The organism is Vibrio sp. S17_S38, from assembly GCF_014694375.1.
In the GTDB taxonomy this organism is placed as follows: Bacteria; Pseudomonadota; Gammaproteobacteria; order Enterobacterales; family Vibrionaceae; genus Vibrio.
In genome coordinates, this window is record NZ_JAAUWW010000004.1 from 1 (window position 1) to 24807 (window position 24807).

22 protein-coding genes are annotated in these 24807 nt (G+C 38.7%); 4 read left to right on the forward strand and 18 right to left on the reverse strand.

The genetic code is table 11. The features are described 5' to 3' along the window. Window positions 1–219: 219 nt before the first annotated feature. From pntB to HC725_RS04360, 4 genes are all read right to left on the reverse strand, one after another. Window positions 220–1599: a Re/Si-specific NAD(P)(+) transhydrogenase subunit beta gene (gene pntB, locus HC725_RS04345; RefSeq protein WP_190330557.1), complete on the reverse strand. Its 1380-nt coding sequence runs from the start codon at window positions 1597–1599 to the stop codon at window positions 220–222. A 9-nt stretch (window positions 1600–1608) separates the two neighbouring features. Next, a complete protein-coding gene (gene pntA / locus HC725_RS04350) occupies window positions 1609–3162 on the reverse strand; it encodes a Re/Si-specific NAD(P)(+) transhydrogenase subunit alpha (protein WP_190330558.1) in 1554 nt (517 codons plus the stop codon). A gap of 265 nt (window positions 3163–3427) precedes the next feature. Beyond that, window positions 3428–3703: an HlyU family transcriptional regulator gene (locus HC725_RS04355; protein ID WP_190330559.1), complete on the reverse strand. Its 276-nt coding sequence runs from the start codon at window positions 3701–3703 to the stop codon at window positions 3428–3430. Window positions 3704–3899: 196 nt separating this feature from the next. Beyond that, window positions 3900–4883 (reverse strand): Solitary outer membrane autotransporter beta-barrel domain, encoded by a 984-nt coding sequence (locus HC725_RS04360; RefSeq protein ID WP_190330560.1) that lies wholly within the window; start codon window positions 4881–4883, stop codon window positions 3900–3902. A 189-nt stretch (window positions 4884–5072) separates the two neighbouring features. On the opposite strand from HC725_RS04360, the gene HC725_RS04365 reads away from it, so the two are divergent. Together HC725_RS04365 and HC725_RS04370 are read left to right on the forward strand one after the other, a co-directional pair. Further along, window positions 5073–6524, forward strand: coding sequence for a protein adenylyltransferase SelO (locus HC725_RS04365; RefSeq protein ID WP_190330561.1), 1452 nt, complete (start codon window positions 5073–5075; stop codon window positions 6522–6524). Window positions 6525–6618: 94 nt separating this feature from the next. Continuing rightward, window positions 6619–7071 (forward strand): DUF3069 domain-containing protein, encoded by a 453-nt coding sequence (locus HC725_RS04370; protein ID WP_190330562.1) that lies wholly within the window; start codon window positions 6619–6621, stop codon window positions 7069–7071. A gap of 77 nt (window positions 7072–7148) precedes the next feature. Here HC725_RS04370 and mog read toward each other — a convergent pair whose 3' ends face one another. The 10 genes from mog to HC725_RS04420 form a co-directional block, all read right to left on the reverse strand. Beyond that, complete coding sequence (gene mog / locus HC725_RS04375) at window positions 7149–7682, reverse strand: molybdopterin adenylyltransferase (RefSeq protein ID WP_190330563.1); 534 nt, start codon at window positions 7680–7682, stop codon at window positions 7149–7151. Window positions 7683–7803: 121 nt separating this feature from the next. Next, entirely contained in the window at window positions 7804–9573 is a 1770-nt protein-coding gene (locus HC725_RS04380; protein ID WP_190330564.1) for a sugar phosphorylase, read from the reverse strand. Beyond that, entirely contained in the window at window positions 9570–10799 is a 1230-nt protein-coding gene (locus tag HC725_RS04385; RefSeq protein WP_190330565.1) for a glycosyl transferase, read from the reverse strand. Before HC725_RS04385 ends, HC725_RS04380 begins: the two co-directional genes overlap by 4 nt. Window positions 10800–10856: 57 nt before the next feature. Next, on the reverse strand, window positions 10857–11741 hold the full coding sequence (locus tag HC725_RS04390; protein ID WP_190330566.1) for an HAD-IIB family hydrolase: 885 nt from the start codon (window positions 11739–11741) through the stop codon (window positions 10857–10859). Then, complete coding sequence (locus HC725_RS04395) at window positions 11707–11871, reverse strand: hypothetical protein (RefSeq protein WP_190330567.1); 165 nt, start codon at window positions 11869–11871, stop codon at window positions 11707–11709. Before HC725_RS04395 ends, HC725_RS04390 begins: the two co-directional genes overlap by 35 nt. Window positions 11872–12042: 171 nt before the next feature. Next, on the reverse strand, window positions 12043–13170 hold the full coding sequence (modC, locus tag HC725_RS04400; RefSeq protein WP_190330568.1) for a molybdenum ABC transporter ATP-binding protein ModC: 1128 nt from the start codon (window positions 13168–13170) through the stop codon (window positions 12043–12045). Beyond that, entirely contained in the window at window positions 13167–13883 is a 717-nt protein-coding gene (modB, locus tag HC725_RS04405; RefSeq protein ID WP_446751348.1) for a molybdate ABC transporter permease subunit, read from the reverse strand. Before modB ends, modC begins: the two co-directional genes overlap by 4 nt. A 47-nt stretch (window positions 13884–13930) precedes the next feature. After that, a complete protein-coding gene (gene modA, locus HC725_RS04410; protein ID WP_190330570.1) occupies window positions 13931–14695 on the reverse strand; it encodes a molybdate ABC transporter substrate-binding protein in 765 nt (254 codons plus the stop codon). A gap of 116 nt (window positions 14696–14811) precedes the next feature. Further along, window positions 14812–15597, reverse strand: a complete 786-nt coding sequence (locus tag HC725_RS04415; protein WP_190330571.1) for a TOBE domain-containing protein — start codon at window positions 15595–15597, stop codon at window positions 14812–14814. A 19-nt stretch (window positions 15598–15616) separates the two neighbouring features. Beyond that, complete coding sequence (locus HC725_RS04420; protein WP_190330572.1) at window positions 15617–17116, reverse strand: cobyric acid synthase; 1500 nt, start codon at window positions 17114–17116, stop codon at window positions 15617–15619. A gap of 177 nt (window positions 17117–17293) precedes the next feature. Between HC725_RS04420 and HC725_RS04425 the strand changes: the two genes are divergently transcribed. Next, the gene (locus HC725_RS04425; RefSeq protein WP_190330573.1) at window positions 17294–18718 is read left to right on the forward strand and encodes a transporter substrate-binding domain-containing protein; all 1425 of its coding nucleotides are present in this window, start codon (window positions 17294–17296) and stop codon (window positions 18716–18718) included. 158 nt (window positions 18719–18876) lie between these two features. Here the strand turns inward: HC725_RS04425 and HC725_RS04430 are convergent, their stop codons facing one another. From HC725_RS04430 to nrdD, 4 genes are all read right to left on the reverse strand, one after another. Beyond that, window positions 18877–19596, reverse strand: coding sequence for an ATP-dependent zinc protease family protein (locus HC725_RS04430; protein WP_190330574.1), 720 nt, complete (start codon window positions 19594–19596; stop codon window positions 18877–18879). Between the two features lie 40 nt (window positions 19597–19636). Next, window positions 19637–20821: an amino acid aminotransferase gene (locus tag HC725_RS04435; protein ID WP_190330575.1), complete on the reverse strand. Its 1185-nt coding sequence runs from the start codon at window positions 20819–20821 to the stop codon at window positions 19637–19639. A 116-nt stretch (window positions 20822–20937) separates the two neighbouring features. Then, entirely contained in the window at window positions 20938–21411 is a 474-nt protein-coding gene (gene nrdG / locus HC725_RS04440; RefSeq protein WP_190330576.1) for an anaerobic ribonucleoside-triphosphate reductase-activating protein, read from the reverse strand. A gap of 22 nt (window positions 21412–21433) precedes the next feature. Next, window positions 21434–23572, reverse strand: a complete 2139-nt coding sequence (gene nrdD / locus HC725_RS04445) for an anaerobic ribonucleoside-triphosphate reductase (RefSeq protein ID WP_190330577.1) — start codon at window positions 23570–23572, stop codon at window positions 21434–21436. Between the two features lie 308 nt (window positions 23573–23880). On the opposite strand from nrdD, the gene HC725_RS04450 reads away from it, so the two are divergent. Continuing rightward, the gene (locus HC725_RS04450) at window positions 23881–24807 is read left to right on the forward strand and encodes an endonuclease/exonuclease/phosphatase family protein (protein ID WP_190330578.1); all 927 of its coding nucleotides are present in this window, start codon (window positions 23881–23883) and stop codon (window positions 24805–24807) included.

The following is a 24807-nucleotide window of genomic DNA, read 5'->3' on the forward strand; positions in this document are numbered from 1 at the left end:
TGGAATATTAGAAATTAGCAATAGCTGAGCAAATAAGTGGATCAATATTAAAACGGTGAATTTTTAAAAAAGTGGATCAGATTTCAACTGGTGTTGACATTTACATATAATTAACTTATGGTTTTATAGGTACACATTATATTATGATAACCAATTGTTTCTAGGTAAATAAAAACCAGCCCGAAAGCTGGTTTTATTCTTTACAGTTTGATACTTAACTTAAAGTGCTTTTGCTATCGCATCTACACTAGCTTTAGCATCACCAAAAAGCATTTGTGTATTTTCTTTAAAGAACAATGGGTTTTGCACACCGGCATAGCCTGTACTCATCGAACGTTTAAATACAATCACATTTTTAGCATTCCAAACTTCCAATACAGGCATTCCCGCTATTGGACTATTTGGATCTTCAAGTGCCGCTGGATTCACCGTATCATTTGCTCCGATAACAAGAACCGTATCAGTTTCAGGGAAATCATCATTGATCTCGTCCATTTCTAATACAATGTCATATGGTACTTTGGCTTCAGCAAGCAATACATTCATATGTCCCGGTAAGCGTCCTGCGACAGGGTGAATCCCAAATCGAACTTCAACACCTTGCGCACGAAGCTTTTCAGTAATTTCATGAACTGGATATTGAGCTTGAGCAACAGCCATACCATATCCTGGAGTGATAATAACTGATTTTGAATCTTTCAACATTTCAGCTACATCTTCAGCGGTTGTTTCACGATACTCACCTTGCTCTTCATCATCTGCTGTTGTGGTCGTTGGAGCATTACCAAAACCACCCGCAATGACACTGATGAAAGAACGATTCATTGCTTTACACATGATGTATGACAGAATTGCACCCGAAGAGCCTACCAAGGCCCCCGTTACGATAAGCAGATCATTAGCAAGCATGAAACCTGCGGCTGCGGCTGCCCAACCAGAGTATGAATTCAGCATCGATACAACCACTGGCATATCGGCGCCACCAATTGAAGATACTAAATGGTAACCAAAGACTAAAGCAATTGCTGTCATCACAAGTAACGCAAACATACTGCCATTGCTATTCACAAAGTAGATCATTAATACAAATGAAGCCACAATAGCCAGTAAGTTCCATTTATGCTTATGGGGGATATTTAGAGCTGACGATGAAACTAATCCGCGTAGTTTACAAAATGCAACAATAGAGCCACTGAAAGTAACTGCACCGATGAATACGCCTAAGAAAACTTCAACTAAGTGAATATTCAATAAAGCGCCAACTAAAACTCCATGGTCAAGAAAGCTGTTGTAACCAACAAGTACGGCAGCCATACCAACAAAGCTATGTAAAACCGCAACCAATTCAGGCATTTCGGTCATTTCAACTTTTTTAGCTAGATATATACCAATAGACCCACCAATGATCATCGCTAAAACAATCCAAGTGATGCCAGAGGAATCAGGGCCAAAGATGGTCGCGATTAAAGCAATAGCCATACCCGCGATGCCGTAATAGTTACCAAAACGAGCACTATCTTGCTTAGAAAGACCAGCAAGGCTCATGATGAAAAGAATAGCGGCAACAATGTATGCCGCTTGTACTAATCCTGCAGACATATATTACCCTTATTTTTTACGAAACATTTCAAGCATACGTTTGGTTACCGTGAAGCCACCAAATATATTTATGCTTGCGATTAAAATTGCGATAAAAGACAAAATAGAAACAATGCCATTTCCTTGACCAACTTGGAGTAACGCCCCCACTACAATAATACCTGAGATTGCATTCGTCACAGACATTAAAGGTGTATGCAAAGAATGGGATACATTCCAAACAACGTAATATCCAACAACACACGCTAAGACAAAAACAGTAAAGTGTGACAAAAATTCAGCAGGCGCAACACTTGCAATCCAAGCGAAGACGCCAGCTGCGATTACCATGCTTGCTACTTTTTTCGTCGGAGAAATTGGTGTCGCTTCTTTTTTAACTGGTGCAGCTTTTACTTTTGCCGTAGCTTGTGGCTGAGCTGAAACTTGGATTGGCGGAGCTGGCCAAGTCACCTCACCTTCTTTAACTACGGTGACACCGCGTAAAACCACATCGTCGAAATCGATATTAATATTGCCATCTTTTTCTTTGCAAAGCAGTTTTAGAAGATTAACTAGGTTCGTACCATAAAGTTGTGAAGACTGCGTTGGAAGGCGGCCGACCATGTCTGTATAACCAATAATGGTAACACCATTTGGTGTTTTGATAACTTTATCGGCTTCAGTATAAGCGCAGTTACCGCCATTCGCGGCCGCAAGGTCAACGATAACGCTACCCGCTTTCATGCTATCAACCATTTCTTTGGTGATAAGTTTTGGTGCAGGGCGACCAGGAATTAAAGCTGTTGTAATAATGATATCAACATCTTTTGCTTGGGCTGCATAAAGTTCTTCTGCTTTTTTATTAAAAGCTTCAGACATTTCTTTTGCATACCCATCACCAGAACCAGACTCCTCTTTGAAGTCGACTTCTAAGAAGTCAGCACCCATCGATTTAACTTGCTCTTTTACTTCAGGGCGAACATCAAATGCACGAACAATTGCACCTAAACTGCCTGCTGCACCAATAGCGGCAAGACCGGCAACACCCGCTCCAGCGACGAGAACTTTAGCAGGTGGAACTTTACCTGCTGCGGTAATTTGTCCAGTAAAGAAACGACCAAATTGATGAGCGGCTTCCACAACTGCACGGTAGCCAGCAATATTTGCCATTGAGCTCAATGCATCTAATGCTTGTGCACGAGAAATACGAGGAACAGAGTCCATCGCCATCACGTTAATATTTTTAGTCGCAAGTTTTGTTAATAATGCTTCATTTTGCGCAGGCCAAATAAAGCTTATTAAACTAGCACCATCTTGAATAAGTTCAAACTCATCCACACCAGTTGTAGCATTCAATTGAGGTGCATTTACTTTAAGCATAATTTCAGAAGTCCACACATCTTGTGTAGAAACGATCGTAGCTCCAGCTGCCTCAAATGACGTATCATCAAAATTTGCGAGTTCACCAGCACCAGATTCAACTGATACGGTAAATCCCAGCTTTAATAGTTGCTCTACCGTTTTCGGCGTTGCAGCGACTCGCGTTTCACCCGCGAGTATTTCTCTAGGTACACCAATCTGCATAGTAATTCCTTGGACATTGGCAATAAAATTAGTGGTTATCTAACTCATGTAATTACGAACATAAGATAATAATCGTAAACATCATGTAATAAAAAAACAAAATTTCATGACTTATACAGCTAAGTTATATGGATTCTCACCTTTATTAAGTAAAAAAACAACAAGATAGAAAAGAAAACAGGTCATACCTGAAATGTATAAATATCATGTTGAGTGTAAATCATGCACTTCCTACTCAACATTTAATCATTAACAACATTTCAGATTAAAAAACCGTCGAGCCAGATTGGTCAATAAATAATTTTGCTTTCTTAAGCATCAATTGATTTGCATCATTTTGAGAGCCTAAAACATCCGAGCGTATGAAGCGATGTGTTTTTATTTCACCCTCAACCTCTTTCGTGATGCGACCAGCAACTCGATATTGTGAACCTTCAGAAACTGAATCTGCATAAATTAAGAAGCCATTATATTCAACAGCTTCAACCAATGCCTTTTCAACTTTTTTCGTACGGGTAAATAATTTAGAAAATAATCCCAATGGAATCTCCTTATTGTGATCGTGATGTTCGACTCTATAAATGCTGGGTTGAGTGTAGGCTAATACAGGATAAATATTTTAAAAAGACGATTTTCTCAATTGCATTGATAGGTATTACTGACTAAATTGTTTGCATTCATGATCGCCGCTTGATAGATGAAACCTATAATCTATTATTAAAAATACAATATCGAATTTAATCTTGATTAAAAAACAACACCAGACTTCCACCTTTAAGTGCACTTCCGTAATTAATATTAATCCCAATACCAACATTATCAACCCAATCACGCAGAATCGGTGGGGTCAGTAGCCACCCAAGAGAAAACTCATAATAGTGATTCGTACCCAGAGACGAGACAGGATCACCACCTAAATCGACACGCTTAAAACTGGTATACATTGATGGTATATAGCCAGCCCAATTTGTCATATTATAATTGGCTTTAATGCCATTCATTAAATACCAACCACTTGGATTGCCTGAATCATAGCGGCGTTCTTTGTCCCAAGACTTACCGTAAAAATAATTCAAATCACTGGTGTAACGCCAATATCCCCATTTACGTTGAAATTTATAATCAAAAGCAATATGCGGTTCAGCGATATAAGCACGACTAGATGTATTGTACGCAGCCCCATCTAGAGTCGGCTGCATATTTTGACTTTCGCTGCTATTGTAAGAATGCGTATTTTCGTAATACATGAAATGACTACCGAGCCCATATAACACGCGCCAGTTATCGGTAATGTTAAAAATCAAATCATATCCAGCATAGCCACTGTATACTTTATTAACATCTAAATCTGCAGGGATATCTGGCCTGTCATCTAAGCGAGTTTCATTTTCAAAATAGACGTAAGAAGCACGAACGGAAAATTTATGATGAAAGCGCTCTGTTGCCCCATCAAGCTCCCAACTATAAGGAAAAGTTGTGACGGCTACTCGGCTGCGTAAATCCAGAGATTGATCATCTCCAAGATTATCATTCTGAAAGGGGGTAATGGCATTAGGATTGAAATCTTGCACGCCAAACGTAATAACATCACTATTTGTTAAAATAACCGCGGTAGAAAAAGTCTGCTCAGCTCGAGAATGTACAGGTATCTCAGCTCGAGCAAAGGTTATAAATGTCAAATTAAAAACGATAACGGCAAATATTGTCGTTAATTGTGTCATTTATGAACCCCAAATACTTTTAACATACGATATGAGAATTCTTAGCGTAAGTTATATAGACGAAACTAGTAATTTTTAATTGACGAAAATTGTACTAAAAGAACGCCTAGACACAAAGCCCTTATTTTACTCTGTGTTTATCCCAGTAGAGCTATGATAATTTGGTGTCTTATTCAGTGAGGTTTACTTATGTCGGCTTGGTCTTCAGTTTCGTTACAATATCGTTTCCATCAACTTACAAACGGATTTTATCAATCAGTTAATCCAACGCCTCTTCACTCACCTGAATGGGTCGACTGGAACAGTAATTTAGCGGAATTATTGCGATTACCTAAAAAACCAACGCCACAATTACTCAATGATTTTTCAGGTCAAAGCTTACCAGATGAATTTCGTCCTATCGCCATGAAATATGCCGGGCATCAATTTGGTCAGTATAATCCGGATTTGGGTGATGGACGTGGGTTGTTAGTAGCAGAAATAAAAGCCAAAGATAATCTTACTTATGATATTCATATTAAAGGTGCTGGTTTAACGCCCTTTTCTCGCCAAGGTGATGGACGAGCGGTATTACGCTCCAGCATTCGGGAGTATTTGTGTTCAGAAGCTTTGCATCATTTAGGTATACCAACAAGTCGAGCTTTAGGGCTAATTAATAGCCGAACTCCTGTTTACCGTGAAAAAACTGAAACAGGTGCAATTTGTATCCGAGTAGCAGAAAGTCATATTCGATTCGGTCATTTTGAACATTTTTTTTATACCGGTCAGCATGATCAATTAAAACAATTACTCGATTTTTGTATTAACCACTATTTCGTAGCCAGTCAACAAGCTGAAAAGCCTTACTTATCCATGTTCGAACAGGTAGTAATATCTACCGCTCAACTTATTGCAAAATGGAACGCTTTTGGTTTTGCTCATGGAGTACTCAATACCGATAATATGTCCATACTTGGGCAAACCTTCGATTTTGGGCCGTTTGGATTTTTGGATGCTTATCAGCCGAATTACATTTGTAACCATTCTGATTATCAAGGCCGTTATGCATTTTCGAACCAACCCAATATTGGTTTATGGAACCTAACTGCTTTAGCTCATGCCCTATCACCATTCATTGAGCGTAGCGATCTAGATAGTGCATTAGAAAAATACGAACCGGAGCTCAATCACGAATACAGCCGACTAATGCGCAACAAAACCGGACTGAATACTAAACAACCTGAAGATGGTGAACTGTTTAATCAATTATTCACTTTAATGGCAGAAAACAAAACTGACTACACTCGATTTTTCCGTCAGCTTTCCATGCTCGATCAAGATAATGAGCAAACCGTTCTTGATTTGTTTATTGACCGTTTCAAAGCCAAACAATGGTTAGATCGCTATTTAAAACGTGTAGAACAAGAATCCGAATCCATACAACAACGTTGTCAAGCAATGCGTTCATTCAACCCAAAATACATTTTACGTAATCATCTTGCCCAAATTGCAATAGATAGAGCAGAGGAAGGTGATTACAGCGAAGTGAAAATATTAATGGAATTACTTAAAAAACCGTACGAAGAACAACCAAAGTTTGATCATTACGCCAATTTGCCGCCTTCTTGGGCACAAGAGCTTGAGATTAGTTGCTCTTCTTAACATGCTTATACATAATGTCATATGCCCAAAGCGGTATGGATAAGACGAATATAAGCGCATGAAATCATGTGTAGGATTAATTGAGGTTTCCTTTATGTCAGAACAACAAGACCAAGTGATCGAAGAGTCAGTAGAAGATAATGTAGATCTAAGTACTTACTCGCCAGAATTACGTCATTTAATCGAATTCGAAGAAGTACCAGAACAAGCTATTCCAATGGTAACGTCTATTCATGATGTTTCAGAAGAAGCAGTACGCGATGTATGGGATGAACTTCCAGCTAGCGCACAAAATATTCTCGACAATTTTGAGCAATTTCATGCATTGATTTCTGTGGGGCAAACGTTCTCAGCTATCGATTTAATGCAAGAGTTTGAAACCATGAAACTCCCTACTGATATGGACGATGCGGGAAAAGAAGAATACCGCGCGTCATTATTGGATAAAGTCTTACAGAACTGCGTTAAAGATATGATCAAGCAACTTAAAAAAGCCCGTCGTGATCCTATTTTGAAAAAAGATTTCACAGAGATTTTTAAGAAGTAATTCTTATTTGAAACTTACAAAAACGCCGATAGCTATCAAATTATCGGCGTTTTTTATGCTTGTCTTTTGAAGGTTAACTACTTAGCTTTGGGACGAAATGGTTTAATCACGCTTTCATCGCACTCTAAAAATGGTCCTTCCATCAAATCGATACAATAAGGAATCGCTGGGAAAACAGCATCTAGACATTCACGAATTGATTTTGGCTTGCCCGGTAAATTCACTAATAAACTACTGCCGCGGAGACCTGCAGTTTGACGAGACAAAATGGCTGTTGGTACAAACTTTAATGACTCTGCACGCATCAACTCACCAAAACCAGGCATCATACGATCGCATACTGCTTCCGTCGCTTCTGGAGTTACATCTCGCTTTGCAGGACCCGTTCCTCCGGTGGTCACCACAAGACAACAACCTTCTTCATCGACCATTTTAATTAACAAAGCTTCTATCTGATCTTGTTCATCGGGAATAATTTGATAAACCGGTTCCCATTCTGAAGTCAGATAATCATTTAACGTATCAATAATCGCTAGGCCGGATAGGTCTTCATACACACCTTGGCTCGCGCGATCGCTTACCGTTACAATTCCTATTCTTGCTTTGCTCATTTTAACTCCTAGATCATTACTTAAACCTAAACCTGTAAAGGTTATTATTGTGAAGTAAGATACCCTTTCGAGCTGAAAATGAACATAGCCATAACTAATTATCCTCGTGAAAGCGCCATACTTAAAACTGATTGCTTATCCAAACAGTTTGGTAAGGTTGTAATTCAATATTACTCACACTCGTTTCAACAAGTGCCCCACCGATCAAATCTTTCCAAGTATCCGTTTGGATCAGATTCATATCAGCAAGATTAATGATTTGAGTCTCAAGGCTAATATTACTGACACAAAACACACTTTGCCGTCTATCCATGCTTTGTCGCCAATAGCCAAATAGAGCTTCACCAAGGTGCAAGGTAAATTGAGTTGCATTGGGATCAAACGCCACTTGTTTAGTACGGATACCAATTAAGGACAACATTTTATTCAACACTTGATGATGCTGAGTATGCTCTTGTTCTAAGGCTTCAACTAATGCGGAATATGACCACCGATGTCGATTAATTGATCGGTTTTGATTCGTATTTTCGACCTTTTCATAATCATTACTAGTCGCAAGTAAGCTATGGATATAGATACCAGGTATGCCTTCCATACCAAGCATGATCGCATGAGCACAAATAAAACGATCTACTCCATATTTATCTGGACCTTGATCCGTACCTTGCAAGGCATCAAATAACGCAATATTGATTTCATAAGGCTTTTGTTCACCGTTATCACTGCTTCTCCATGACACTCTGCCACCAAATAACTGCATGGTATTTACTAAATTACCTATCTCTTTATTATTCAGTAATCCTTCGGCAGGACGCAGGCCAATTCCATCATGTGAGGCAATAAAATTAAAATACGTTGTATCTTGTTGCGCAGGTGGCATTCCCATCATCCAACGTTTTAAATGCTCACAACTTCCTGTAATTAAAGTATTTATTAATAATGGCGGCAACGAAAAATTATAAATGGCATGGGCTTCATTTCCATTGCCAAAGTACGTTAAGTTTTCATGATTAGGAATATTGGTTTCAGTAATGATGATGGCATCTGATCGCGCCTGTTCAATTAAGGTTCGTAATAAGCGTATGACCTCATGAGTTTGCTCAAGATTGATACAACTTGTCCCTACTTGCTTCCAAAGAAATGCTACGGCATCTAATCGGAAAGTTTTGATGCCATGATCGAGGTATTGACGAATAATTTCGACAAAAGCCTTTAAAACATTTGGATTACGAAAATCAAAATCAACTTGGTCATGACTGAACGTGCACCATACATATTTGGTACCTTGTGGTGTCACAACTTCTTTGAGTAAATCCGATGTTCTTGGTCTGACAACTTGAGAAGTATCTTGGCCTGGTAATGCGGTATAAAAATAATCACTTCCAACCCCTTCCGCTTTAGTGAAATTATCAAACCATGCGCTTCGAGCCGAGCAGTGATTAATCACTAAATCTGACATCAAATCAAATTCTGAAGCAATCGCTTCAATATCTTGCCAACTGCCTAATGATTCATTAACACTAGAATAATCAATCACAGAAAAACCATCATCGGAGCTATATGGGAAAAATGGCAAGATATGTACGCTGTTAATATAAGGCTTACAATATTGATGCATAAAACGATGTAAGGTTTGCAAAGGGACTTCATTGTCATCTTGAACGCTGTCGCCATAAGTGATCATAATAAGATCTTTCTGGCTCCATAATGGCAAATTACTATAGGCGCTCGGTCCAAGTTGGCAATTTGGGTCAATTCGCATAATGCTCAATAAATCATTCGCCATTTGTGACCTGCTAATTTGCAAATCAATGTCGTTATAAATAACATCAATGTGATGACATAATTTATCAATTAAAGAGGTATCTGAGATGATTAAGTCTTCTTTCATAAAATCCCCCCAAACTCTTCATTATCAAGTTCCACTGCCTCTTTTAGACGATCCATCACATCTGGCATTGCACTGATCACACGATTCCAGCTTGGAATAAAAGGCGTTTCCATCGGTTTTTCGAGAAAGCTTTGTCCTGCAGTCATAATATTTTGCGCAAACATTTCTACTGCTTTTTCTTCATTATGAACATCAAGCTCCAAACCATTCATCAGTGCATCATTGTGGTAGGCTTCAACAAAATCCAAAGCTATTCGATAATATGTTGCCTTTAAAGAGCGGAACATTTCAGAGTTAAACGTCTCACCTTGAGTTGCCAACTTACGAAACAAAGACTTAGTGATATCAATCGACATTTTAGATAACCCAGCATTAACATCATTAAGGGATAATTCCTGATGCTTATGATCATAGGTTTTAGCAATATCAACTTGGCATAAACGATTACTGGCATAATTTCGATGCATTTCAGACAAGACACCAATCTCTAAACCCCAATCGCTTGGGATTCGAATATCATTGAGAACGTCTCTTCGAAAAGAAAACTCGCCCGCTAATGAATATTTAAAACTGTCCATGTAATCTAAATAACTCGTTTGATTTGTGACTTTTTTTAATGCTTTTAGCAACGGAGTTACTAGTAAACGAGAAACTCGACCATTCATTTTTCCATTAGCAACACGGGCGTAATACCCTTTGCAAAATTCATAATTAAACCGTGGGTTTGCCACAGGATAGATAAGTCGTGCTAATAAATCCCGCCCATAAGTGACAATGTCACAATCGTGCAAGGCTACAGATTCGGCTTGTCCGGTCGCAAGTACATATCCCATGCAATACCAGACATTACGCCCTTTCCCTAACTCTTTTGGTGCCAACCCTAGTGCTGCTAATTCTTTATCTAATGCTTGTAAACGAGGTCCATCGTTCCAAAGTACACGATAGTGCTGAGGTAATTTCCTAAAAAAAGTTAACGCATGATTATATTGGCTCAAATTTGCTCGATCTAAACCAATCACAATTTGAGAAAGATAAGGGACTTCAGACAAGTGCTCGACAATTTTAGGTAGTGCATCGCCCTCTAACTCTGAAAATAAAGATGGTAAAATCAATGCCATCGGACGTTTTTTGGAAAATTGAACTAATTCTGCTTCAAGCTCCTCTATCGGTCTGTCCGCCAAATTGTGTAATGTTGTGACAATTCCATTTTGATAAAAATCCGCCATGTTGCCTCCTGCATTAGACGCTAAATTTAAAATAATATTTTCGATTTACCGTAATCACTATTGGCTTTCAAAAACCTCACTTTTAAGAATATTCGCCAGTAGAAGTCGAATCGATTGATCCCAGCCTTTCGGCCCATATTCTTTGCAATCTATTATGCTATTGGTTCGAATGAGTGTCGGTAGATTATGGTGATGAGAAGCAATTCTGATTGCTATGTCTGATTGCTCTAACATGGCAATATCGTTTTGACTGTCGCCCAACGTAATACTTAGTGTCGGTTTTAACATCGAAAGTTGCTGATATTGATTAATCAGCCAGTTCATAGCCTGACCTTTATCGTGTTTACCTGAAACATGAAGAAACCGACCACCTTCCAATACTCGTGCTCCTTGTTCCTCTAAAATTTTAATAAATTGTTTCTTTTGGATCTCGCTACCTAACCATTGCACAGGCTCACCATATTGACGTTGTTTTGCCCTCTCTGCTTCTTTCAAGGTTAAGCCTGTCTGTATGGCTAACTCTTCATTAGTCATCACGGAGAAAGTTTTAAATGAGCCATTAAAACTATTGGATAACTCTCCAATCATGGATATCCAATGCAGCCTCGGTACAGAAAAAGATTTGATCCAATAAGAGCCTGTTTGAAAGGTGTGCTCTGGTTGTATTTGAAAGGTACTCGTCGGAATTAAAATAGCCGCTCCATTTTCAACAATAAATGGAGCGGTCAAATCAAGTTTCTCTCTAAGAGCTAAAACTTCCGCTTGAGTCTTACTGGTTGTGGGAATGACATCAATGTTAAGGTGGTTTAGTTGCTTCAACAAAGGCTCGACGACATCAGTGCCATAGCTATCATGATCAAGTAAAGTACCATCCAGATCAGTGAAAATGATCGGATGTTCGCCTTCTTTAAGCATTAAATGACGATATTGGTTGAGGCTCAAACTCTTCCTCCTCATTCTTTGCATCAATATAGTGCGATATAACGGGCATACCATAGGGGCTTGCACTGAATATGATCGTCTTAGCTTGCTCTTGTTCTTCTAATGGGTTGAAAAATAAAGATAACCACATAATTGACCTTCCTAGTGCTAATTAAATAATCTTGCCTTATGAAAAGATCAATCAAGAAACGTGCCAGATTATTTCAGTTAAAGGCACTATACAAATGATGATAAAAACTAAAAAGCCTTGAAAGAATGTTCACTCTCTCAAGGCTTTTATGGAGGGGCTTATTAAAATAATTTACCCTTTACGCGCCATATCTCTATTTGTCAGACTGACACCTTTTATTTGTGCATATACCGTCTGTCCTTCATGCAGATTGAGATCGTCGTAAGCCCACGCGGTAATATTAGCCCACAAACAAGAGCTGAGAGACTGGTCGTGATTTTTTTCACATTCATTCCCCAATCTCAACAATACCGAAACAGGCGCCGTTGGATCGGTAACATCTGCCAACTTAACTATCGTTGCAGGCAAGATATTACGAATAGAGGTATCTGATGCATGTTCTAAGGTAATAGATACATCGCTAGCATGGATGCGGATCCGTAATATCTCTTCTTGTTGAGCATTTATTCCCGACATCCAAACTCCAACTTGTGGTCCGAACTCCACATAAGTGACATCGTAACGATCGTGCTTTTGCTTTACTTTCCCCTTAAATAACGTGCTAAGCTCATTATTATGATGCCAAGCCGTTAACGCAGGTGATCGCCATAATGTTTCAATATCTCCGGCTTCTTTTACTCGTCCGTCTTCAATCAAAAGCATATGATCTGCCAAATGTAAAATCTCATCCATGCTATGTGTCACATATAGAATAGGAATATTTACTTCTGAAGATAAGCGCTCTAGAAATGGCATAACCTCTTGTTTTCTTGGTAAATCAAGCGAGGCTAATGGTTCATCCATAAGCAAAATTTCGGGCTCAGAAAGTAGCGCTCTGGCAATCGCACAACGTTGTTTTTCTCCACCGGATAAATCTGCAGGATATCGACTTAATAAGTTAGACAGATCTAGTAATTTAACCACTTGTTCTAACTTTTTAGCATCCACTTTACCTTTCACACCATAGAGTAGGTTTCCTTTTACTTTATAGTGTGGAAATAATCTGGCCTCTTGAAATACATAGCCAATCTTACGTTTTTCAATCGGTTGATTGATACCAAGTTTTGAATCAAATAACACATGATCACCTTTTGTGATTCGTCCAGAAGTCGGATTCTTTAACCCACTAATCGCATTGATCACGCTGGTTTTCCCTGCACCAGAACGCCCAAAAATAGCAGTGATCCCTGTAGCAGGAATGTCGGCATCAATATTTAACTCAAACTGATCAAGCTTTTGATAGAAACGCAACGAAATCATACTCCGCTTCCTCCTGTCGTATTTGAGAGCCCAAGTTTGGTTTGACTTTTCTTGGTCAGCCATTCAGAACAGAGTAAAGACAGCAAAGCAATGATCACCGAGATAATGCATAAACGTGCAGCTTGAAACTCTGCGCCAGGTGCTTGAATAAAATTATACATCGCTAAAGGGAGTGTTTGAGTTTGATTCGGAATATTGGCCACAAAACTAATCGTCGCACCAAACTCACCCAGGCTACGGGCAAATGACAGCATAGCCCCGGTAATAATCCCGGGCAGAACTAACGGTAAAGTTATTGTAAAAAAGACTTTCATAGGTGCAGCTCCTAACGTTCGGGCTGCTTGTTCTAATTTGGGATCGACATTCATTAAACTTAAGCGAATGGATCGTACCATCAGAGGCAATGCAACAATGGCAGAAGCCAAAGCTGCACCTTTCCAATTAAAGCTAAATACCAACCCAAAAACACTATAAAGCCACTGGCCAACAACACCCTGTTTGCCCATTGTTATCAATAAAAGGTAGCCAATAACAACCGGTGGTAAAACGAGAGGAAGGTGAATAAGGCTATCAAGTAGTCTTTTGCCATAAAATTCTTTCTTTACAAGCAGCCATGAGAAAAAAATCCCAACCGGCAATAAAAACAACACGGCTGTTGAAGAGACTTTTAGACTCAATAGTAAAGCTTGTATTTCATAATCGGTTAATACCACAACATCCACCTTTTACCTCACGCCTGTTAATAATGAAATATCAGTGACTAATAGGCCATTAATGGTGTAAAGCCATATTGAATAAAAGTCTTACTCGCTTCTTCTGTCGCTAAGAATTTAAAAAAAGCTTGGCTTTCAGATTTGTCATTTAACGTCACAGCAGGATACACAATAGGAGAATGCGTACTTTCTGGGAAGGTTTGAATAATGGTCACCTTTTTACTCATTAGCGCATCTGTTTTATATACAATACCGAATGGTGCTTCACCACGCTCAACTAAAGATAACGTTAATCGAACATTGTTACTTGGTGCCGTTTTCGTTGATAATACTGACCACAACCCCATCTTTTCTAAGCTTTCTTTTGCATAAATACCAGCAGGCACACTGTCAGTTTGACCAATAGCTAAGCGATCATTCCCAAGTAATGTTGGCAACTCTTTAAATGTACCTGCATCAACTTTATTAGTATTGTCACTTCCGCTGCCAATTAGCACTAAGCTATTCCCAACTAACATTTTTACTTTATCTTTAGTTGTCATACCTTTATCTGCTAAATAATCCATCCATTTAGGGTTTGCAGAAATAAATACATCAGCCGGTGCACCTTGCTCTATTTGACGAGCGAGGGTTGAGGACCCAGCGAAGACAGGTACAACCGTATCACCTGTTTGTTGTTTGAATTCTTTGCCTAACTCTTTGATTACATCTGTCATCGATGAGGCTGCATACACATGTACATCAGCAGCGATTGCAGGAATAGAAGGTATAATTAATGCTGTAATTAGCGCAATTTTGTTACCGTATTTCATCGTAAACCTCAGTAATATTTTATGATAGAACAAATTTCGATATGTAACTATTTACATATCGAAATGGAAAGGAATATTACGATAAAACGAATAAGTAATCAAAGGTTCTGCCAGATTTACAGCATACAAGTAATCAAGATCTGATGTGGATCAAACATACCAACATAAGCATGTTGCATGGTTAAAGGGAATTGTTCCAACATTTGATTGTCAATCGATGCATAAAGTATATCTCCTGCACCTATATCGAGAAAAATCTCACTACGATGTTCACCTTGATTGAGATGAACTAACCTACCTTCAAGTTGATTACAGTCGCCTTCAAGCTTCCTTGTTTCAGCAATAGTCACCGCAGGCGCTTTAAATAATAATATGACTTTTTTACCCACAGATAATTGTAGTTTCTCCGTACTTGAATGGGTTATAACCGTGGTAATAATAGAACCTGATGCCAATTTTGTTTCAATAAGATCATTTAATTCGTTGGTCTCAATGCTGGTAATTGTTCCTGTTAATTGGTTTCGTGCACTTGTTTTCAGTGAAAAATGGCTCATTACATCAAGTAAATTTTCCGTCGGTATCGAGTTATCCAATAAGGCTTTTAAAACCATATGCTGCATTTCATTCATTACGGTATAAACTTTTAGCAATCGGTGCCCAAATTCAGTTAACTTAGCACCACCGCCACCTTTACCTCCTTTCTCGCTAAATATAATTGGCTCAGGTGAAATCTCATTCATCGCATTAATGGCGCTCCATGCTCCTTTATAGCTTAACCCAGCGAGTTTTGCCCCTTGGCTAATCGAGCCTGATGAATCGACATGCTTGAGTAGATTGATACGCTTTGGATTGGCGAACAGATCTTGATTGCTATTTAGTGTGAGTAACGCTTGTAATTCCATTAGAAATCTCTTGGCTTATTCAATCACGGTCAAAAGCCAATTCAGGCCAAAGTAATGGTAAATTTAGATGCTCTTCAATTGCATCCGCAATACGGTTGATAGCATCTTGTTTCTTCTGAAAAATATCCACCGATTGAGAGGTAAAATCGCATCCAGACCACGTTAAAATAGACTCTAAAGCATCCGGTTGATCAAATACGCCATGCAAATACGTTCCAAATATTTGGCCACACTCGCTTATCGCACCATCAAAATGAGCATCTGTTTTTTCTTTCGTGCTCTTAGACCATTCAATTGGTTGATGACTTCTTATCTCACTTCGCCCAGCGTGTATTTCATAACCATCAATATTAACAGGTACTTGGTTAGGAAAAGTCAGTATACCTTTCATTTGGCGGAGCTGTTTTTCTAACTCTAATTGGGTCTCTAGCTCTAAGTAACCTAGGCCTTGAGACTCCCCAGCCTCACCTTCCAAGCCTAATGGATCGGAAATGCTTTGTCCTAGCATTTGAAAACCACCACAAATTCCCATTACCTTGCCGCCAAAGCGCAAATGTCGCTGTATATCTTTATCCCAACCTTGCTCTTTCAAAAATTCCAGATCAGAACGAACCGATTTTGTGCCGGGTAAAATAATAAAATCAGCGCCTTGTAATGATTGCCCTTTCGTTCGGTATTGGAAATCAATGTCAGGATGCAAACGTAATGGATCAAAATCGGTATGATTGCTGATACGCGTTAATACTGGAACAAATACCGTAAACTTTGCGTTATCGTTAAGAACTTGCTCGCTAATCAGTGCATCTTCAGCTTCAATATTTAATCCATGCAAAAATGGTAAAACACCAATAACAGGTTTTCCTGTTTTATTTTCAAGCCAATCGAGTCCGGATTCGAGTAATTTAATGTCGCCTCTAAAGCGATTGATCACAAAACCAATCACACGATTCTGCTCTGATTGCGATAATAACGCTAAGGTGCCATATAAATGAGCAAAAACGCCGCCTCGGTCAATATCTGCAACAATAATCACAGGGACATCGGCTTCTTCCGCAAATCCCATATTGGCAATATCATTTTCGCGTAGGTTGATTTCAGCTGGGCTACCCGCGCCTTCAATCATAACGCTATCGTATTCTTGGCTTAGCTTCTTAAAAGAGTCCATCACAAAGGGCATGGCGATTTTTTTGTAACCATGAAAATCAATCGCATCCATGGTTTGCAAGGCCTTACCTTGAATAATAACTTGAGCGCCAATATCCGTATTAGGTTTAAGTAGTACAGGATTCATATGAACGCTTGGCTCTATCCCGCATGCAAAAGCTTGTACTGCTTGCGCTCGACCTATTTCACCACCATCTTTTGTTACTGCGCTATTCAATGCCATATTCTGAGACTTAAAAGGCGCGACTTTAATTTGCTTACGAGCTAATACACGACATAAGCCAGCGACGAGTACACTTTTACCTGCATCAGATGTTGTTCCTTGAACCATAAGCGCTTGATGTGCTGCTTTCATGATTATTCTCAATCCCGTTAGTCTTTAACTTCATAATTAATCTGAGTTTAATTAAACAAGTATTAATCATTGCTTACAAACTCTCATTGTAACGATGCAAGTCACCCAATGCTATTTGCTTCAAACTCTATTTCACATTATCTTTAACCAAAGTATTTTACAAAGTGATAACAATAAATGAGAAGATTTCGATTATGGATAATCACATTGCTCTTATTGCCCAACTTAGCTTTTAGTCTTGGAATATCACCATTAATCAAACAGCCCTACACTGGTGATATCCCAATACTAAAAAAGAAAGGTGTAATACGCGTACTCGTTGCCGCTGATATTGGTTTTTATTACATCGAAAAAGGTCAACCTAAAGGCATTATTGCCGAACTTTTACAGCATTTTGAAAAAAGTCTCCGCAAAAATAAACTCAAGGTCCAAATCATTCCGGTTCAACGAGACGAACTTCTCCCTTATTTGAACTCGGGGTTTGGTGATTTGGCCGTCGCCAATTTAACTATCACGCCCGAACGACTAAAAGATAGTGACTTCAGTCTGCCGATTATTAATCAAATACAAGAGTTAATCGTTACCAATAAAAACGTCTCTAACTTTTCATCCATTAAAGATTTAAGTGGTAAAGAAATTTGGGTGCGCCCAAGCTCAAGCTATTTTGAAAGCTTACAAAGCATTAATAAACAGTTAGTGGAAGCTCGACTCCAACCTATTTATATCAATTTATTAGACGAGTATTTACAAGATTATGAGTTGATGGAAATGCTTAACCAAGGAATATTGCCTGCTACGGTGATTGATAGCCACAAATCTAAATTGTGGGTCAACACAATGACGAATATCCGTATGCATGATGAACTTCCAATTCGAAAAGGTGGTGAAATAGCTTGGGCATTACGGAAAAATGAGCCTCAATTAAAACAAGCCGTAAACTCATTCATCCAAAAATCAAAGAAAGGCACGCTTCTCGGTAACGTCATTTATAATAAATATTTAAACCAAACCAAATGGTTAAAAACAGCGCTCAGCCCAAAAAAAATCGACCGTTTAAATAATCTATCCGGCATTTTTAAACTTTATTCACAGGAATACCAATTTGATTGGTTAATGATTTCTGCTCAATCTTTTCAAGAATCACGTTTTAATAATAATTTAGTCTCTCATGCTGGGGCGATAGGATTGATGCAACTTTTACCTAAGACAGCCAGAGAGCCTTACGTTAATATTAAACATATTGAAAAGCCTGAAAATAATGTCCACGCAGGTGTTAAGTACCTTAGGTTTATTAAGGACCGTTATTATAGCGATATTCAAATAACGCCAGAAAACCAGTTATATTTTACTCTTGCCTCTTACAATGCTGGCCCTGCCAAAATTAGAAAAATGCGTCAATTAGCAATTAAAAATGGATATAACCCCAACATTTGGTTCAATCATGTTGAAGTAATGGCACGAAAATATATTAGTAAAGAACCTGTAAACTACGTCGCGAATATCAGCCGCTATTATGTTATTTATAAGCAACTAGCAAAAATCCAGCAGCATCGAGAAGAACAGCAAGCACAAAATACGAACCAAAGTTATCGATATTTTTAGGTGGGTGCTAAGTAAGTAATCAAATTAAAATCCATCAATAAGCGCTATCAACTGCTCATAAAAAACCTCTGAGTAATAAATAAACCAAATCTTATTGGTTATTATTGCTCAGAGGCCTTGTAAATCTTGATAATCGTAATTACTTACTGAAAATTACATTACTTACTACCAAGTTTCACTTTTGGCTGAACGTATTGACGACTAATATCAACTACCGCTTCATCTCGGAAGAAGCTTCTTCCCAGCAATACACCAAAATCCATATGTGTACGATCAGCTAAAGTAAATTCAGTATTCAGTTTTAAGCTACCAACCGTAACCCAACCTTTAACTGTATAGCGTTCAACCGTTTTTTCAGAATTCGACTGGCGAATAAACTTGGTAGATACGACAGGTAATGTAAGTTCTTTCGAGGTTTTACCTTCGTGTGATAGCTTAAACTTCACCCATTTTTTACCATCGCGCTCAAAAGCAAGAATATCAACTGCGCTTACAGATGAAGTTGTCGCTCCTGTATCGATACGAGCTGGAACGTTGATATCTAAACCATCGATATGTATCCACTCGGTTTGCCCTAAAATCAATTTACCTTCAGGTGTCTTAATCCCTGTTGTCATTGCTTTTGTTTTTTTAGGTGTAACCGTTGGCATTGGCTTAGGTTTTACATTTGGGTGTTTTTCCATTGGCGAAAGTTTAGTCTCTGTTTTAGGTGCTGCCGTTTCACCTTCTTTCGTCACTGTTTTCTTAGTGTCATTACTGCTGTTAGTACTACTGCTAGACTTTGCTGTTTCATTTGTTTGTGCTTGCTCCGGTGTTGTTGAACAACCGACTACGGCAATAGACAATACTACTGGAAAGAGGAAACCCCATTTTTTCATTATACTAACCTTTTATTTATTCAATTTTTAACGCGATACATTATCTCGCTAGTGTAGCAATTGCTGCTGCAACATACTCGATATCTTTTTCTTGCAAGCCGGCAATATTAATTCGACCATCACCCACGCCATAAATTCCATAGTCTTGACGTAATTGCAGCATTTGCTTCTCTGAAAATCCTAGCACAGTGAACATACCTTTGTGCGACTTTATGAAGTCAAATTGCTCCATATTGTGCTTATTGTTTAACTCTTGACACAAAGCGATACGTAAACCGATCAACCTTTGCTGCATGACAACTAATTCTTGCTTCCAAATTTGAGTTAAACTTGAGTCATTAAGTATGGTAGCCACTAAATCAGCACCATGATCTGGCGGCATCGTGTAGGTTGAACGCGCTAAAGTCATTAATTTACCTTTCGCATTATTTACTTCTTGCTGATTTTTTCCTACGAGAATCGCAGCACCTGTACGTTCACGGTACAAGCCGAAATTTTTAGAACACGATGCAGTAATAAGCATTTCATCTACATGATCCGCCATATGTCTTACGCCAAGAACATCTTGCTCTAGCCCATCGCCAAAACCTTGATAAGCGATATCAACAAAAGGTGTGAATCCGTTTTTTTGAACCAATGCTGTAATGGCTTTCCAGTCATCAAAACTGATATCGGCGCCAGTCGGATTATGACAACAACCATGCAATAGCACCACATCATTTTTTCCTGCATGAGATAAGTCTTGCAGCATTTTTTCAGAATCAACTTGGCGAGTTTCAGGATTAAAATATTGGTAATAACGAACCTTTAATCCTGCAGCCTCCATAACAGGTCGATGATTCACATAGCTTGGATTACTAATCCAAACCGTTGTATCGGGTTGGGCAATTTTCATTAAATCGCCGAGCATACGTAGCGCGCCACTTGCACCAGGCGTCTGGATCGCTGAAACACGGGAATAAGCTGAAGTATCTTTTAAAATTAAATCGATCATTCCCTGATTGAATATTTCATTCCCCGCCAAACCAACATACGCTTTTGTTGATTGTTGTTCTGTTTGACGGATTTGCGCTTGCTTGACCGCTGCCATTATAGGGGTTTGCCCTTGGCTGTTTTTATACACGCCAATACCAAGATCAACTTTTTCAGACCTAACATCTTCACGATAAGCAATAGAAAGAGACAAAATAGGATCTGGTGTAGGGGCAGATAGATGAGAAAGCATAGGACACAACCCTGTGAAATAATTGAATTTAGATAGACTCCCAAATTACCACCAGAGCAAAAAAAAATCGACGAGAATTTTTCTCTCATCGATTCATTTTTAAATCTAATTAATGTTTAGTTTACGTCGGTAAAATAATGAATCACCTGATTCGCGCTTCCCTTCCACTTTAAACTGGGATCCGCCAATGCTTGCTCAAACTTACCATCTACTAAAACATCCACTAAATCTGTCACTCTTTTTTGCTTAGCCGTCAATTGATCTAGCGTATAACCTGTCCACATCCACACATCTTTGCCGATACATTCTCGGCGAACACGCACCAACAATGCCAACACATCATCAAGGTTATCCGGATGAAGCGGATCCCCTCCTGACAATGACAAACCGCGCCTTTTGATCCGTTTATCTTGCAAGTCACGAATAATGGCATCTTGGTGTTGTTTCGTGAATAGTTGCCCTGCATTTGGCGACCAAGTTGATTGGTTATAACAGCCTTTACATTGATGAATACAGCCCGATACAAATACGGTACAACGAGTGCCAGGGCCGTTAATAACATCAATCGGATAATATTGTGAAATATGCACTTATAAATTCTCGTTAACGTATTTATAAGTGCTTAACACGACGTTTCACTTCTTCCTGTTTACCATCGTTAAATGGGCGTGCATCAGGACTGCCCAAATAGCCACAAACTCTTCGTGTTACTGATACTTTACTTGAATCGTGGTTGCCACATTTAGGGCAGGTAAACCCTTTACTCGTACATTCAAATTCACCGGTATAACCACATTCATAACACTCGTCGATTGGCGTATTAGTGCCATAATAAGGAACACGGTTATAGCTGTAATCCCATACGTTTTCGAGCGCTTCTACGTTATGTTGCATATTTGGAAATTCTCCATAACAAATAAAACCACCACTTGATACTTCAGGGTATGGCATTTCAAAATCAATTTTATCGTATGGATTAACGGTTTTTTGTACATCTAAATGAAAGCTGTTGGTGTAATAACCTTTATCTGTGACCCCATCAATAACGCCAAATTCTTTAGCATCTAAGCGGCAAAAGCGATTACATAAATTTTCACTTGGCGTAGCGTATAAGCTAAAGCCATAACCACTCTCTTGCGTCCAACGATCAACGGCATCTTTTAAACGATTAACGATTTTTAATGTTTTTTGACGGAGAATTTCATCATCATAGACATGTTTCTCACTGCCAAACAATGCCGTTGCTGTTTCATGCAAACCTATATAACCCAATGAAATGGATGCGCGCCCATTCTTGAATATATCCGCAACATTATCGTCAGCGTTAAGACGGACACCACAAGCCCCTTCCATATAAAGGATTGGCGCTACTCGGGCTTTGACATTTTCTAAGCGATTAATTCGAGTATCTAATGCTCGTTTTGCTAGTTTCAACTTGGTTTCTAAAATAGAGTAAAATACTTCTTCTGAACCTTTTGCTTCAATCGCAATCCGAGGTAAATTTAAGCTTACGACACCAATATTATTACGACCATCATGGATCAATTCCCCATTCTCTTCATAGGTTCCTAAGAAACTACGACATCCCATTGGCGTTTTAAATGAACCGGTCACTTCAACTACTTTGTCGTAATTAAGAATGTCTGGGTACATACGTTTAGTCGCACATTCAAGCGCAAGTTGTTTTACATCATAATGAGGATCGGTTGGCTTATGGTTTAAACCATCACGAATAGCAAAAACTAATTTAGGAAAAACCGCCGTTTTACGATTTTTACCTAAACCTGCAATACGATTACGCAAAATAGATTCTTGGATCAATTTGCTTGCCCAAGACGTTCCCAAACCAAAACCAAAGGTAACAAATGGTGTTTGTCCATTGGCTGTATGTAGCGTGTTGACTTCATATTCCAATGATTGAAAGGCGTCGTAACATTCTTTTTCAGTCTGTTTACGTGCAAACTCTTGCGGGTTTGGAATGTCCCACTCTTGCGCCAGTTTTAATTGCTTAGCATGACTAGCGTGCACATAAGGCTCTAAAATTTCATCAATACGATTAATTGTCGTACCGCCATAAATATGACTCGCGACTTGGGCAATTATTTGAGCAGTCACTGCCGTTGCTGTTGAAATTGATTTAGGCGTATCGATTTCAGCATTACCCATCTTAAAGCCGCTGGTTAGCATGCCTTTAAGATCAATTAACATGCAGTTGAACATTGGGAAAAACGGTGAGTAATCTAAATCGTGGTAATGAATATCACCAGCCTCATGAGCCGTTACAATGTCACGAGGAAGTATATGCTGTTTGGCATAATGCTTCGCGACAATACCCGCGAGTAGATCTCGCTGTGTAGGAATGACTTTTCCGTCTTTATTTGCATTTTCATTTAAAATATCAGTATTATTTTGTGCAATTAATCCGTCAATTTCTTTGGTTAATGCACTCGTTTTTTCCCTAGAAATATCACGGTCATGTCGATATTCAATATAAGCGCGTGCTAAACCTGAATAAGTACCATGCATCAATTCGTTTTCAACTAACGTCTGAATCTCTTCTATATGAATTTCTTGTAGGTCTGAATCGGCTTGAGTCATCAACTTAGCTTCAACATTTCGGGCGACACTTTCAGCATAATCTTTTAAAGCTTGATCAGAGTGCTCGGCTGCACTTTCCACCGCTGCAACAATACGATCTCTATGAAACGGTGCTTTTGCACCATCTCGTTTTATTACGATTAACTTAGTCATTACGCCTATTCCCACTCATAAATTTACTATATATGGATAAATATCCAAACGAGACACAATATATAGTGAACATTATCGATTTTACGTTGGATAACTTATTGATCTAGATCAATGGAACTCTATAGGTGATGAAGATCAATACGATCTAAGTGATCCTGATCCCGGGCATGAAAGAAAACGCTCTTATTTTAAGTTACATACTATTTTGTGCGTTACCAAATCGCTAAAATTTGCCTATTAAATTGCTACTCCAATCGACCATTTCATACTTAGAAATAACATCTATTGCTCATATAAGAAGGACTAAAATGCCCATCATTAAAGATAAGTTGCATGTGATTATATTAGTGATGATGAGTAGTATATTTTCAATTCATACTCAGGCTGATAATCTTAAAGTAGCAACTTGGAACCTAGAATGGCTCACAACTAAACCTTCAAGTAAGATCTCTAAAAGTATGCGAAGTGCGCAAGATTTCTCCGCATTAAATGAGAAATTTAGAGATATGCAGCTGGATGTGTTAGCTTTTCAAGAAGTTGACTCAGTAGCAGCAATTAAAAAAGTAGTTGGCCCTTTTTATAATATTTACCTTTCCGACCGAGCAAAACCTGAATTCTACTCGAAACAATTTCCAGATCTAAATCAATATACGGGATTCGCTATTTCTCAAAAATGGCATGTTAGTGATCCAACAGATTTGATTTTATCGCCTAACTCAAAACTACGTTTTGGTAGCTATGTGGTATTACAACAAATTGGAGAACCCAACGTTCATTTATTATCCGTACATTTAAAGCAAGGCTGTATTGGCAAAATGTCGAGAAAAAAGACTTGTCGTGAACTCATTCAGCAAGGGAAAAAGCTTAACTTGTGGATGAAAGAACGAATTAAAAACAAGGAGACTTTTATTATGATGGGCGATTTTAATCACAACCTCTCCTTTCATGGTCATTCATCACAAAATGATTGGCTTTGGTTGATGCTAAATAATGAGATTGAAAAGAAAGTTGAGTTAGTTACTGTAACCACTGGTGCGCTCTGTCAGGTAAAATCTAAGTATGATCCTAATTCTCTCTATCGTTACCCCAGCCTTATTGACCACATTATTATCAGTAAACCAAGCCACACTTCTTATGCAAAACAGGTGTTATACAGTAGGCAAGAAACGCTTGATTACCATTTAAGTGATCATTGTCCAGTTACCAGTTCTATTAATATACGTGGTATCGAATAG

Excerpts from the sequence above, each read along its gene's own strand:
- pntB (WP_190330557.1), bottom strand. The coding sequence starts at position 1,599 with ATGTCTGCAGGATTAGTACAAGCGGCATACATTGTTGCCGCTATTCTT.
- pntA (WP_190330558.1), bottom strand. The coding sequence starts at position 3,162 with ATGCAGATTGGTGTACCTAGAGAAATACTCGCGGGTGAAACGCGAGTC.
- HC725_RS04360 (WP_190330560.1), bottom strand. The coding sequence starts at position 4,883 with ATGACACAATTAACGACAATATTTGCCGTTATCGTTTTTAATTTGACA.
- HC725_RS04365 (WP_190330561.1), top strand. The coding sequence starts at position 5,073 with ATGTCGGCTTGGTCTTCAGTTTCGTTACAATATCGTTTCCATCAACTT.
- HC725_RS04370 (WP_190330562.1), top strand. The coding sequence starts at position 6,619 with ATGTCAGAACAACAAGACCAAGTGATCGAAGAGTCAGTAGAAGATAAT.
- mog (WP_190330563.1), bottom strand. The coding sequence starts at position 7,682 with ATGAGCAAAGCAAGAATAGGAATTGTAACGGTAAGCGATCGCGCGAGC.
- HC725_RS04380 (WP_190330564.1), bottom strand. The coding sequence starts at position 9,573 with ATGAAAGAAGACTTAATCATCTCAGATACCTCTTTAATTGATAAATTA.
- HC725_RS04385 (WP_190330565.1), bottom strand. The coding sequence starts at position 10,799 with ATGGCGGATTTTTATCAAAATGGAATTGTCACAACATTACACAATTTG.
- HC725_RS04395 (WP_190330567.1), bottom strand. The coding sequence starts at position 11,871 with ATGTGGTTATCTTTATTTTTCAACCCATTAGAAGAACAAGAGCAAGCT.
- modC (WP_190330568.1), bottom strand. The coding sequence starts at position 13,170 with ATGATTTCGTTGCGTTTCTATCAAAAGCTTGATCAGTTTGAGTTAAAT.
- modA (WP_190330570.1), bottom strand. The coding sequence starts at position 14,695 with ATGAAATACGGTAACAAAATTGCGCTAATTACAGCATTAATTATACCT.
- HC725_RS04415 (WP_190330571.1), bottom strand. The coding sequence starts at position 15,597 with ATGGAATTACAAGCGTTACTCACACTAAATAGCAATCAAGATCTGTTC.
- HC725_RS04420 (WP_190330572.1), bottom strand. The coding sequence starts at position 17,116 with ATGAAAGCAGCACATCAAGCGCTTATGGTTCAAGGAACAACATCTGAT.
- HC725_RS04425 (WP_190330573.1), top strand. The coding sequence starts at position 17,294 with ATGAGAAGATTTCGATTATGGATAATCACATTGCTCTTATTGCCCAAC.
- HC725_RS04430 (WP_190330574.1), bottom strand. The coding sequence starts at position 19,596 with ATGAAAAAATGGGGTTTCCTCTTTCCAGTAGTATTGTCTATTGCCGTA.
- HC725_RS04435 (WP_190330575.1), bottom strand. The coding sequence starts at position 20,821 with ATGCTTTCTCATCTATCTGCCCCTACACCAGATCCTATTTTGTCTCTT.
- nrdD (WP_190330577.1), bottom strand. The coding sequence starts at position 23,572 with ATGACTAAGTTAATCGTAATAAAACGAGATGGTGCAAAAGCACCGTTT.
- HC725_RS04450 (WP_190330578.1), top strand. The coding sequence starts at position 23,881 with ATGCCCATCATTAAAGATAAGTTGCATGTGATTATATTAGTGATGATG.